Consider the following 14,315-nt stretch of genomic DNA (forward strand, 5'->3'; position numbering starts at 1 on the left):
GGGCTATCAGTGATGATCGACCTTGATGGTCGGATCGCTGCCTTGCACCAGAGACTTGAGCATGTCGTTGTTCCAGGTCACGCCTTCCACCTTGATGTGCGTATCTGCCGTGCTACCGGCATTCGCTGCGTTGGTGGCGGTGGTGAACTGGCCCGTGCTGCTGATCTCGATGGTGGTGTCCTTGCCATCGTTGGTGATCTGCAGGTACTTGCTCAGGTTGTTGAGGTCATTGCTGTCCTCGCCCTGAAGCAGGTCGCGCAGGTCGATCTTGTCGCCTTCCTTCGTGCTGAAGTCCTTGATCACGTCAAAACCACCGCTGTTGGTATCGCCTGCTTTCCAGGCAAAGGTATCGGCACCGGCACCACCGTAGAGGATGTCGTTGCCTTTACCACCGATCAGCAGGTCGTTGCCGTTGCCACCGTACAGCGTGTCGTTGCCACCCTGACCGAACAGGATGTCATCGCCGTTGCCACCCAGCAGGGTGTCATTGCCATCCGCCAGCAGTGGGTACTTGGTGGCGTCATAGGTGCTCGACGCGTTGGCCAGGTGAACTATGTCATCGACGTGGGTGGAGATGAACGAGTGCAGCGTCTTGTCGTCGATCGTCGACACGTCTTTGCCCAGTGCCTCTGCTGCGAACAGCTTCAGCGCTGCAGCCCCTTCCAGCGTCTTGTAGTTGATCATGTCGCCGAACAGGATGTCGTTGCCGTCACCACCATTGACCGAGTCTGCACCAGGACCCGTCAGCGTTTCGCTGCTCAGGATCGCGTCCTTGAGCTTGCTCACATCAATGACGTTCTGCGAATGGTTGTTGGTGTCGTACTTGTCCAGTGCGGAGGTGTTGATGCCGATCGCTTCGATCCCGTTGGTGCTCGCCGCCGCCAGCTTGTTGTAAGCCGCGGTGGTGTGCGAATCCAGCGTGTTGCCCACACCCTTGATGCTGGAGTCGTAGACGTTTGGCTGACCATCGGTGATGAAGAACGTGAGCTTCTGGGCGCCGGCGTTGATGGCATCGCTGCTGTTGAACCAGGTAGTGGTCTGATTGAACACCGACTCATAGTTGGTATTGCCGCTAGTGGTCAGCCCGTTCACAAAGTTTTTTGCTGCGTTCAGGCCGTCAGCGGTGGAGATGTCGAACGTCTTCCCGGTGTTAGCCGAGCTGCCAAAGCTGGTCAGGTAAACCTTGACCGTCCCGGCTTCGACAGAGCTTGCCGAAGCGGCCAGATCCGTCAGTGCAGACACCAGCTGTGCCTTCATCTCGGTCAGCTGTTTCTGCATGCTGCCCGACGTGTCGATCATGAAGGCGATGTCGTAATTCTGACCTTTCACCAGATGCATGGCGGTGACGTCCGCGACCACGATGTCGTTAGACGCAGTGCCGGTGACAGTGCTGTCACCCGCCGTGCCTTCGGTCGACGTGTACGTGCCTTTATCGACCACAACGTTGATCTGCTTGGTGTCGGTCGCCGTCGCGACAGCACCTGCCTTGCCCACCAGCGCGGTTTCCGTAGCCGTCGCGGTGACGGTCAGGGTGAAGTTGCCGCTGTAGTACTCAGGCGTTTTGATGACCAGGCTGGTCAGGTCAAAGTTGCTGACGTCTACACCGGTGCCCGAGGCCGCGATGGTGACGCTGTGGCCCGCGCTGTCCGTCAGGATGGAACCGGCCGGTGCACCGCTGATCGTGGTGACGTGGGTTTCCGAACCGTCGTTGTCGGTGTAGTTGGCCGTGATCGAGCTCAGCTTGATCGGGCTGTTTTCGGTGCCGTGGTTCAGATCGTAGGCGGTGTAGTAACCCTCGCCGCTACCTGCGCCGTTTTCATGCAGCGTCACGCCGTTCAGGCCAGAGGCCTTCAGGTCGTCCACCGAGGTGTACAGCAGCGCGTTGGTGCTGTTCAGCGCTGTCGTGGTGGTGGTGGTGGTGCCCACCGTGTCCTTCAGGCTGATGGTGTAATTGCCCGGACCTGACTGGTTGTAATGGTAGATGTCCAGGGTGTAGTAGCCGGAGGTCGTCGGGGTGTAGCCCGTCGACGTGATGGTGCCGCCGTTGCTGCCCCAGGCTGCATTGGCCACGGTGGTGCCACCGAGGGTGATCAGCAGGCTGTCATCGCCCGTGCCCGAGAAGTTGTAGGTGTGACCCGCTTCCAGGTAGATCAGGCCGGACAACTTGGTACCGGTACCGGCTGCAACGTTGCTGTCCTGTGCATCCGTGGCGGTGGTGTGGGTGGTCGGCGCAGTGGTGGTGTTGAAGCCCGACTTGATGGTCGACTCGCTCGCACCATTACCGTTGGTGCCCATGCCGGTCAGTGTGCCGACCCAGACATCCTTGACCAGACCGGTCGAGGTGACTGCGCTGGTGCCCAGCGTCAGGGACGGTTGATCCACCGATGGACGGATGCTGATGTTCAGGGTGCCCGGTGTGGCGACGGTGCCGCCATCGGTGGCGCTGAACTGCAGCTGGCTGTAAATGGACTTCTGATCACCCATGCCTGTAGCGCTGTAGTCGCTGCTGCCGGACTTGTCGGCTGTCGGGACGAACTGCAGTTTACCGGCTGCGATGTCGGCGTAGCTGAACGCTTTGCCCACATCGGCGCTGGTCATGGTGACCCAGCTGCCATTGGCCGCTTTGTATTGCAGGTCGCCGCCGCTTGGCAGGGCAGTGATCTTGATGCCCAGTGCCGATGTTGCAGAGTCGACGTCGCTGATGCCGAAGTTGGCCCAGTTCAGTACCAGTGGCGTGTCTTCCGTGCCGGTGGCCGCAGCCGTGCCGACGGTTGGAGCATCGTTGGTGCCGGTGATAGTGATCGCCAGATTCGACGTATTGCTCAGGCCAGCCTTGTCGGTGACGCTGAACGGCACGTTGACGACCGTGGTTTGACCCGCTGCCAGGTACTGATATGCCGAGTTGCTGGCGTCCAGTGTCCAGTGGCCGCTGGCATCGACGGTGAATCCGGCAGGTTTGTCTTGAGCCTTGACGGAGTAGGTCAGTGTATCGCCGTCGTCAACGTCCGAGCCCTGCAGCTGGCCGCTGATGGTGGTGTCTTCGGAGCCTGCGCCGGTGCTCACTTTGGCCACCGGTGCGTCGTTGGTGCCGGTGACGGTGATGGTCAGATTCGACGTGCTGGTCGCGCCCGCCTTGTCAGTGACGGTGAACGGCACGGACAGGGTGGTCGTCGTGCCGGCCGCCAGGTGCTGATACGCGAGGTTGCCGGCGTCCAGGGTCCATTGGCCGGTCGCGGTGTTCAGGCTGAAACCTGCTGGCTTGTTGTTATCGGCAACGGAGTAGGTCAGGACATCGCCGGTGTCGACATCGCGGGCCTGCAGTTGGCCACTGATCGTGGTGTCTTCCAAGCCAGCGGCAGTGCTCGTCGAAGCGATTGGCGCATCGTTGACCGGCGTGACGTTGACGGTCACGGTCGCAACGTTGGAGGTCTTTTCACCGTCGGTAATGGTGTAGGTGAAGGTCACCGGACCATTGATGTCCTTGGCCGGGGTGAAGATCACGTTGCCATAGCTGTCCAGCGCAACGGAGCCTTTGCTTGGGTCCATCTTCACATTGTTGATGGACAGGTGCGTGCTGTCCGGGTCGGTGTCGTTGGCCAACAGCGTTGCAGCCTTGATGACCAGAGGCTGGTCTTCGAGGGTGGTCAAGGTGTCGTGGCCCAGTGTTGCGCTGGTGGTGCTCAACACGTTGTACGTGCCGACTTTGCCTTGGTTATCGACGGTGGCCGCTTCGATTTTCAGCTGCGCCTGACCGCCCTGATCCCAATAGACGATCTGGATGTCGTGGGTGCCACTGTTGTCGATGCTGAATGTCGCGGTAGTACGCGTGGTTGGCGACTGGTTGCCATCGTAGGAAGCGACCTGCTTACCGTCGATGAGGATGCTATAGCCGTCGTCCGCGGTAATCCTCAGCGAGTAGGTGCCCGCAGCCAGGGTCACTTTGCCCGACAGCTCGATGATGGCATCGGTGCTGGTGGTCTGGGTGCTGGTACCGTTCTTGTACTCCAGCGAAGCGCTGTCATTGCCCAGGAATTTGGTCAGGTTGCCGGAGCGACCCAAGTCATTACCGAAGGTGTTGACGGTGCCGTAGTTGATGCTGGTTGCCGAGAACGTGGCATCGGCCGAATGCGAGGCGATGAAGTCCAGCGCCTGTTTGATCGTCCCCAGGTTCGAGCCGTCTTTGTTCGCGCCGGTGTCGTTGTAGCCGTAGTAGTTGCCTTGCAGGCCGCTCAGCTTGATGCCTGAGTCGTCGTTGGCGACCGGTGGATCGTTCTCTGCGATCACGGTGATCTTGCCGGTGGCCGCCACGGAATCCTTGCCGCCTACGCCGTCGCCATTGGCGCCGGAATCCGTCACGGTGACTGTCACGGCGCGGTCACCCGCAACCGGATTGTCGCCCGGGCTGTTGAACTTGATCGCTTCGATCAACGCCTTGTACTGGTCGATGGTCGCGACGCCGTGGATGGTGTAACCGGTAACGGTCGTGCCATCGGCGGCGTAGGTTGGGGTGACCGACACGCCTTGCGGCGCGGTGCCGGTGAAGGTCAGGACATCGCCCGCCTTGACAGCGACCGAGACCACGGCGTTGGACAGCGTGGTGTTATCGACGTCAGCCAGATCCAGTTGGCTGACGACAGACGTTGCCGGGTCGTTTTCAGTGAAGGTCACCGCATCGGTGTGCACAGTCGGAATATCGTTGACTGTGGTGATGTGGATGGTCGAAGTCGTCGAGCTCGCGACCGAACCGTCGTTGACGCTGATGTCGATGATGCGATCGGTTTTGTCAGGATCGTGAGACGTGCTGTCAAAGGTGATCGACTGAATCGCCGTCTGATACTGCTGCGCGGTGCCCGATTCGAAGGTGATGACCTTGCCAGTCACTTTGCCGTCTGCGTCGGTGATGTCGGTGGTGGTGTACTTCAGGCCTGCATCGTTGACCACGTTGAGGATGTCGCCAGCCTTGTAGTTGGTCAGTGTGACGGTGGCGCTTTGCAGCGTAGCGTTGTCCGGATCCTTGATGGTGATATCCGCAGCAATCTGGCCCGGGCCTTTGCCTGGGGCAGTGGCATCGCCACCGACCGGCGTTTCGTTCCAGGTGTTGCCGTAGTCGCTGTAGCCGCGGTCATGGCCGAACACTGGCGCGTCGTTGACCGGGGTGACATTGACGGTCAGGGTCTGGCTGTTCGACGTCGCGTTGCCGTTGCTCGACTCGGTAGCGGTCGAGATCACGGTCAGGTTGATCGTGCCGTTGGCGTCCTTCGGCGGGGTGAAGGTCAGGTTGTTCAGGTCCCAGCCGTTGATGATGACTGCACCGTCGCCGCCCGGGATCGAGGTGTAGCTGTTGTGGCCATCGGTCACGACGCCGCCCAGCGGAATGCCGGACACGGTAAGCGTGAGACTTTCCGAACCGTCGGTGTCGACCAGTGCCGTGCTGATGTCCAGTTTGATCGCGGTGTCTTCGTCGCCGGTTGCGCTGGTGACAGTCAGGTCTGGCTTGTCAGCCACAGCAATCACATGAACGGTGAAGTCCAGGTTTTTGCTGACAGCGTCGGCGGCGCCGTCTTTGGCGGTTGCGGTCAGTTTCAGCGCCACGTCGCCACTGAAGTTTTGTGGGCCGGTGAACTTCAGGGTGGACTGATTCCAGCCGCTGATGTCGACCGAAGCGTTGTCCGCGCCAGCAGTAAAGGTGTGGCCTGGGGTGCCGTCGGTGATGACCGCGCCTTTCGGCAGGCCGTTGAGGGTCAGGGTCAGGGTTTCCGAACCGTCACGGTCGGTGCTGGCTGCATGCACGGCCGACAGCAGGATGGGCTGATCCTCGTAGCCGGTGTTGACGTTCTGGGTCACCGAAATGTTGTCCAGAATGCCGCCGGTGGAGTTGCTGTCCGCGGCCTTGAATTCCAGGTGCGCGGTGCCATCGGCAGTGACCGGAACCTGGAACTTGTAGGTCTTGAGCCCCAGTTCGCTGGCGTTCAGCGTGCCGATCAGGGTGGTGCCCCAGAACACGTTGATGACCGAATTGCTCAGCGCGCCGGCGCGCGGCGAATAATCGACGGAGACGGTGTAGGTCTCGCCGGCCTTGGCCGAGAATTCGGTCCATAGGTTGCTGGCATCGCCCGAGTTGCGCTCAAGCTCGATGACGTGGTTGCCAGCCCCCTGGTTCGGGTCAGTCACGCCATAAGTGCTGGCAGTGTTGATTTCGACCTGATTGCCAGCGTTGTTGGTGTGCCACACGCCACCGCTGAACTGATTGATGGCAACGCCGGTGCCAGTGCCAGAGCCCTGGAAGTCGATGCCACGTGTGAAACTGCCATCCATGCTCAGCGATGGGGTGTCGGTGACCGGGGCCACGGTGACACTGCCGTTCACGACAGGCGAGCTCAGTACGTCCTGACCGTTGGCCAGGCCGTTATCCACCGCTTTGTAGCTGAAGTCGGTGGTGCCGCTCCAGTCTGCATCCGGCACGAAGTAGATGGTCGCGCTGTTGCCGGACGCCGTGATGTTGGTGTTGGCGTCGATAACGATGGTGTGGGCGGCGTCGGCGAAGAACGTGCCGTGCGCACCCAGATCAACCAGGTTGAAGTGGTCGACATGACCGTCCACATCGCCGCCGTTCAAGGTAATGGCGATGCCCGAATTGGCCTGGCCGTCGTCTTCCTTGCCGTCGCCGTGGGCGCCAGCCACTACGGTCGGGGCGTCGTTGACCGCAACCACGGAGATTTCGCCGTGACCGAGGAACGACTCCTTGCCGTTCACGCCGTTGCCCTTGGCGCCGGAGTCAGTAACGGTGATGTCGACGCCACGGGTGCCCGCAGTCGGGTTATCGCCCGGCGCCTGGAACTTGATCGATTCGATCAGCGCCTTGTACTGCTCGATGGTCGCGATGCCGGTGAGGGTGAAGCCGGTCACTTGACCTGCCGAGTTCTTCACCTCGGTCACGGTCACGCCATCAGGCTTGGTGCCGGTGAGGGTCAAAAGCTCGCCGACTTTCATGTCGGTGACATTGACCACGGCCTTGCTCAGGGTGGTGTTGTCCAGGTCGGCCAGGTTCAGGTTATTGACTACCGACACCGCAGTGTCGTTCTCGGTGAACAGGACGTTGTCGGTGACCACGGTCGGCGCATCGTTGACCGTGGTGATACGAATGGTCGACGTCGTGGTGGCGATGTTGTTGACGTCGCCGCCGTCATCAATGGTGATGTTGATGATACGGTTTTCAGTGCTCGGGTTGTGCGAGGAGCTGTCGAAAGTGATCGACTGGATCGCTGTCTGGTACTGCGCCGTCGTGCCTGGACCGAAGGTGATGGTCTGGCTGACTTTGCCCTGCGCATCGGTGGTGCTGGTGATCTGGTAGGTCAGGCCGGCGGCGTTGACCACGTTCAGAATGTCACCGGTGTGCGAGTTGGTCAGGGTGACGGTCGCGCTGTGCAGCACGGTGGTGTCCGGATCGGTCAGGGTGAAATCGCGAGCGATCTTGCCCGGGCCTTTGCCGCCGCCCGACGGCGTACCGTCAGCCAGCGACTCGTTCCAGGTGTTGCCGAAGCTGGTGCCAGTACCGGTGTGGCCGATGATTGGCGCGTCGTTGACCGGCTTCACGTCGATGGTGCCGGTGTAGGTGCTCGACTTGGTGCCGTCGCGGCTGCCGTGGTCAACGTCGCCGCTGTCGGTAACGGTGACAGTAACGTTGCGGACGCCGCCAGTCGGGTTGTCGCCCGGGCTGTTGAAGGTGATCGAGTCGATGAGCGCCTTGTACTGCTCATTGGAGGCGGTGCCTTCAAGGGTGTAGCCCGTCACGACACCGTTGGTCTTGATTTCAGTGACGGTCACGCCTTGTGGCGCAGCACCGATGCTCAGCACGTCACCGGGCTGCATGCCGGTCAGGGTGACCACGGCCTTGCTCATGGTGGTGTTGTCGACGTCGGTCAGGGTCAGGCCACTGATGATCGATTTCGCGGCGTCGCCTTCGGTGAAGACAACAGGCGCGCCAGTGACCACCGGCGTGTCGTTGCTTGGGATGACGTTGATGTACGAGTGAACGGTGCTGCTGCTGTTCTCGTCGCCACCATCGTTGACGGTGATGGTGATGTCGCGCTGAATGTTGCTCGGGTTGTGCGAGGTGTTGTCGAACTGCACGCCGCGCAGCGCTGCTTGATAGGCTGCGGTCGATGCGTCACCGGTCAGCGTCAGGACGTTGCCTTTGATGCTCAGGGTCAGGCTTGCACCCCCGACGGTCAGCACATCGCCATCGTGGTAAACGGTGTTGCCGATTTTCAGCGACAGTTCGTCGCCGTCTTTGGCGTTGGTGATGGTGACGACCGCGCTCTTCATGGCCGAGCTGTCTGCATCGGTCAGGGTCAGGTTGGCAGCGATCAGGCCAGGGCCCTTGCCAGCCTGGGAGAACTCACCGGTGGCCGGGGTTTCGATCCAGGTGTTGCCCAGCGCCTGGCCATTGCTCGAACCGATGACTGGTGCGTCGTTGACAGCCACCACGGTGATCTGGCTGTCGTGGACCACGGTGGTGGTCTGGTTGTCGTTGCCATGGGCATCGACGTCAGTGACCGAGACGGTCACGCCACGGGCCGCGGTGCTCGGGTCGTCGCTGCTGTTCTGATAAGTGATCGAGTTGATCAGCTTTTCGTAGTCGGCGATCGAAGCCTTGCCGGTCAGCTCGATAATGATGTTGCCATTGCTGTCGCTGCTCAGTTTGTAGCTGATGCCGCCGACTTCGGTGGTGCCTTCGGTGCCGCCAACGTAGTACTTGGAGACGATCACGTCTTCGGTCAGGAAGCCGGTCAGGGTGATCTTCGCGCCGCTCAACTCAGTGCTGTCGACGTCTTTTACCGCGAAGTCCTTGACCAGCGCGGTCGCGTCACCGTTTTCGGTGTAGGAGAAGCTGCTGAAAGTGACGTCTGGTGCGTTGTTGATGGCGATGATGCCGATCTCGCCTTTGGCGACCACCGACGTTTCGTTGCCCACGCCATCGCCCTTGAGGCCGGTGTCGGTGACGCTGATTTCAACGCCACGCGCCGTGACGTTCGGGTTGTTTTCCGGGGTGGCGAACTTGATCGACTGGATCAGCGCTTCGTAGTCGGCGACGCTGGCAGTGCCGTTCAGGGTGATGACCAGTGTGCCGCTGGCAGTCGAACCGCTCAGAGAGAAGGTCACGCCCGGAATCTGGGTCGTGCCGTCGCTGTTGGCCAGGTTCGAACCGATGACGTCGCTGGCCTGCAGGTGGGTCAACGTGATGGTGGCGCCTTGCAGGGTCGAGTTGTCGAGGTCGCTCAGGTGCACGTCTTTGGCGATGACGACCGGCTCACCGTTTTCGGTGTAGGTGCTGTTCTTGAAGCCGACTTGCGGAGCGTCGTTAACCGCGATGACGTTAATGGTCGATGTCGTGGTGTTCGAGCTGCCGTTGATCAGGTGGCCGTCGCTGACCGTCACGGTGACCGTGCGAGCAATGGTGCTCGGGTCATCGCTGGTGTTGCTGTAAGTGATGGCCTGAATGGCTTTCTGATAGGTATCAGCGGTCGCGCTGCCGGTCAGAGTGACGGTGATCTTGTTGTGCGCAATGTCATTGTCGACCTTGACGGTCAGACCGTACTTGTTGGCGATCGCCAGCACGTCGCCTTTCTGGGCGTTGGTCAGGGTGACGGTCGCGCTTTGTACGCGGGTATCGTCCGGATCGGTGATGCTGACCTTGCCAGCGATACTGACGCCAGCCTGGTTTTCGGTGTACTCGGTGCTGAAGCCAGCGGTGCCGGTGTCCAGGCTCAGAGTGGGCGCGTCGTTCACTGGAACGACAGTCACCACGGAGGTGCCGGCCGAGGAGTTCAGCTCGCCATCGTTCACGGTCACGCTGACGAAGCGAAGGCCGCCAACCGGGTCGTCGCCTGCGCTGATGAACGTCGCGGACTTGAGCACGGCTTCGTACTGCGCCTGGGTGGCGTTGCCGCTCAGGGTGTAAACCAGTTGGCCACCGACTTGTTGCGACGAGACCACGATGCCGGTGTTGCCGGTATCGAAGGCCAGAGCATCGCCTGTCTGGGCGTTGGTGATCGACACTTTCGCGCTCTGCAGATTCGGACTGTCCGGATCGCTCAGCGTGATGCCGGACATCACTTTCACCGGCGCCTGGTTCTCGACGTACGGCGCAGCGAACGTGATGTTGCCGAAACCGTGCATATCAACGGTTGGTGCGTCGTTGACCGCAGTCACCTTGATGATGCTGGTGGCAACGTTGGACAGGTTGAACTCGGACTGGCCGTCGTTGACTTGCACGGTGATCTTGCGATCGACAGTGCTTGGGTCATCGCTGGTGTTGCGATAGGTGATCGACTGGATCATCGACTGGTAGCTGGCCAAGCTCGATTCGCCGCTCAGGTTGACGGTGATGGTCTTGTTGCCATTGGTGTCGGTGCTGTTGACGATCTGCGCGGTGATGCCGAATTTGCTGCTGGCCGCCAGCACATCGCCGACCTGAGCATTGGTCAGGGTGACGGTCGCGCTCTTGATCGTGGTGTTGTCCACGTCGGTGATCGACACGTTGCTGCCGGCGATGCTGATGGCCTTGCCGTTTTCGGTGTAGTTCAGGCTGTAACCGGTCTCGGTCGCGCCGTCTTTGCTGTTCAGGTCCAGAACCGGAGCGTCGTTGACCGGCGTTACCGTGACAGGCAGTGGCTGGGTGGTGGTCGCGGTCTGGCCGTTGCTGGCTTCGGTCGAGGTCGCGGTCACGACCAGATTGATCTGGCCATTGAAATCTTTCGGCGGGGTGATCGTCAGCGTGGAGAGGTCCCAGCCATTGATAATGACAGCGCCGTCGCCGCCTGGAATCGAGGTGTAGCTGTGGGTGCCGTCGGTCAGCACGGCGCCCAGCGGAATACCGGAAACCGTGGTGGTCAGGCTTTCCGAACCATCGGTGTCGACCAGTGCCGGGGCGATGGTCAGGTGTGTGGCCGAATCTTCAGCGCCAGTGGCCGAGGTAACGGTCAGGCTTGGCGCATCGGCCACGGCGATGACGTGAACGTCAAAGTTCAGGTCTTTGCTGACAGGCGCAGCGGTGCCGTCCTGAGCGGTTGCGGTCACGGTCAGGCCGATGGTGCCGCTGACGTTCGAGGGGGCGGTGAACGTGAGCTTGCTCAGATTCCACTGGGTGATGTCGGTGGACGTGTTGCCAGCGGTTGCGGTGAACGTGTTGACGCCGTCGCTCAGGGTCGAGCCCACCGGCAGGCCTTTGAGGCTCAACGTCAGGGTTTCCGAGCCGTCGGTATCGGTGGTGGCGGCCTTGATGGTCGACAGCAGGATGCCTTTGTCTTCCAGGCCGGTGTTCAGTTGTTCGGTGACGCTGATGTTGTTGATCACGCCGCCCACGGAGTTGCTGTCGCCTGCCTTGAATTCAAGCTTGGCCTCGCCGTCGGTGGTGACCGGCACCTGGAAGGTGTAGGTCTGCAGGCCGGTCTGGTTGGCGTTCAGCGTCCCCACCAGGGTATCGCCCCAGTAGACATTGATGACGGAGTTGCTCAGCGCGCCTTCGCGTGGCGAGTAGTCGACCGAAATGGAGTAGGTCGCACCGGCCTTGGCGTCGATGGTGGTGTACAGGTTGCTTGGGTCGCCAGCGTTGCGCTCCAGCTCGATGACCTGCGAGTTCTGAGCATTGGCGCCGACACCGTAGGTGCCCGGGCTGCTGATTTCGACGGTGCCACCGCTGTTGTCGGTGTGCCAGGCGCCGCTGCCGATCTGGTCGAGTGCGCCAGTGGTGGCGCCATTGACGTTCAGCGAGGCAACCACGGCGTTACCAACGAGCGACAGGTCAGGCATGTCGGTCACAGGGCTCACGGTGATGCTGCCACTGGCCGGTGTTGCGGCAGGCAGCCCCTGATTGTCGGTCGCGGTGTAGGTGAACTGGGTGCTGCCGCTCCAGTCCTTGTCAGGCTTGAAGTAAATCGTGGCGCTGTTGTTGGCTGCTGCGATGTCGCTTGCGCTGGTCAGTGCCTGGGTGCCGGCGGCGTCGGCGTAGAACTTGCCGTGCTCAGCCATGTCGGCCAGGTTGAAGTGGTCGATGGTGCCGTCGACGTCGCCGCCGCTCAGGACGATTTTGACCAGGCCTGTTTCGGTGCCTGCACTGTCCTTGCCATCTTCGTAGCCGGTGCCGCTGGCGCCGTTGACGGTTGGCGCGTCGTTCACCGAGATGATGTCGATCTCGCCGGTGTGAGCGCCGGTCTGGTTATTGCTACCGTGGGCATCGACGTCGGTGATTTCGATCGTCACGCCACGTGGCGTGGTGTCCGGGTTTTCGCTGTTATTGGCGTAGGTGATCGAGCTGATCAGCTTGGTGTAGTCGGCGATCGAGGCGCTGCCCGAGAGCTCGATGGTAATGCTGCCATCAGGGTTGCCGACCAGCTTGTAGCTGATGCCCAGGTCGGTAGTGCCTTCTGTGCCGCCTTTATAGTAGTTGGAAACGATGAGGTCTTCGGCCTTGATGCCGGTCAGGGTGATCTTCGCCCCGCTCAGGGTGTCGCCGTCGACGTCTTTGATCTGCAGATTGCTGACCAGAGGCAGAGCGTCACCGTTTTCGGTGTAGGTCGGGTTTTCGAACGTGACGGTGGGTGCATCGTTGACTGCGTTGACGTGAACGGTGCTGGTGACCGGCACGGAATCGTTCTGGCCATCATTGACAGTCACGGTGATGGTGCGATCAGCCACGCTCGGGTCTTTGCTGCTGTTGCTGAAGGTGATCGACTTGATCACGGCTTCGTATTCGGCAGGTGTTGCGGCGCCAGCGAGGGTCAGAACGATCTGACCATTGACGGTGGACGTGGTGACGCTGATTTTGGCGTCCGGGCTGCCCACGACCAGGGTGTCGTCCGCTTGAGCGTTGGTCAGGGTGACCTTGGCACCTTGCAGCAGCGGGCTGTCGACATCGCTGACTTTCAGGTCAGGGACGATCGCAACACCTTTGTCGCCTTCGGTGAACGTGGCTTCACTGTTGGTGCCATTGGCTGTGCCGTTCAGGTCAACAACCGGCAGTGCATCGTTGTCGATCAGGACGGTGGTGACGCTGCCGTTGGTGCTGCTGGCTACAACGTTCTCGAAGTTACCGCCGGTGATCTGGCCGATCGACACGGTGATGTTCTTGACGTCTTCGGGAATGGTGTCGTTGACCGTTGTCAGGTCAAAGGTAGCGCTGCTCGAACCGGCCGGGATCTTCACGCTGACGACTTGGGTGTAGTCGCTGCCGTTGGAGGCGGTGCCGCTGTAGACCAGGTTGACCGTGACGTCGGTCTGACCCGGATTGCTCAGGGTGATGGTGTAGGTCGCGCTTTGGCCTTCGGTGACCTGCGCGCTGCCGGTGATGCTGGCAACGGTGGTATCGACGGTATCGGTGATGTTGGTCACCGCGGGCGCCGGGTTGGTGGTCAGCACCAGACCTGCACCGCCGGTGGTGCCGGTGATGGTGGTGGTGATGTCATGAGCGTCGATGTACGGCGTGTTGCCGTTGGGGATTTGAACGACCGTGGTACCGGTAGTCTGGCCGGCGGCGATGACGATGGTCGCGCCGTTGGACAGGGTGATGGTCAGGTCGCTCAGCGGTGCCTGAGTCACGGTAGCGGTATAGACCAGTGCGCCGCCGGCTTCGGTCAGGGTTTGCGTGGCGCTCAGGCTCAGGGTCGATTCGCGCTGAGGGACTGCGGCGTCTTCCTGAATGCCCGCGGCGGCGTTGTTGCCCAGGCCTGCGGTGTTGAAGCCGATGTTCGGGTTCACGACATCGGCTGTCTCGGTCAGCATCACGACGCTGTGGCCGCCACCGGCGTTGCCCCCATCAGCGGAGGTGCCAGTGGTCTGGCCCGCAGCGGTGGCTTCCAGGTCTTTGGTCGGGTCCGCGCCCGCTGCGATGGCTTGCTGCAGCTCGGCAACCGACGGCGCGGCCTGCGCGGTGGCTTCGGCAATGTTGGTGGTGGAAGTCGGCGTTTCTGAACTCCACTGACTGTCACGACCCATATCCAGCTGACGACCGTCAGGCAGTTGCAGCGTGACGGAGCCTTCCGGGCCTGTCAGCACCTGCTCGCCGGCCAGAAGCCGGTCACCCTCGATCAGCACACGACGAATCCCTTCCGGGGAGACTGCGACTACTTGGCCAACAATGCTTTTGACGATGGCAACAACACTGCTCATGGGGGTGACTCTCCGAGTTTCCGTTCAGTTGGTATCCATCATGCCGACCGGCTGTTCGCTACGCCGCTTCATATTGGATTACTTAAAAATGATCAAAACTTTTGTGCAAACAACTAAGTACTTGATTTAGTTAGTGCTGGTTATTTGAC

General features: G+C 61.0%; 1 protein-coding gene. It reads right to left on the reverse strand.

What is annotated here, in order from left to right:
• Positions 1 to 6 precede the first annotated feature (6 nt).
• Positions 7 to 14,166 (reverse strand): retention module-containing protein, encoded by a 14,160-nt coding sequence (locus AC07V9_RS15615; RefSeq protein ID WP_495016570.1) that lies wholly within the window; start codon positions 14,164 to 14,166, stop codon positions 7 to 9.
• Positions 14,167 to 14,315: the final 149 nt, after the last annotated feature.

The sequence above is a fragment of the Pseudomonas sp. GW821-FHT02A11 genome (assembly GCF_059421985.1).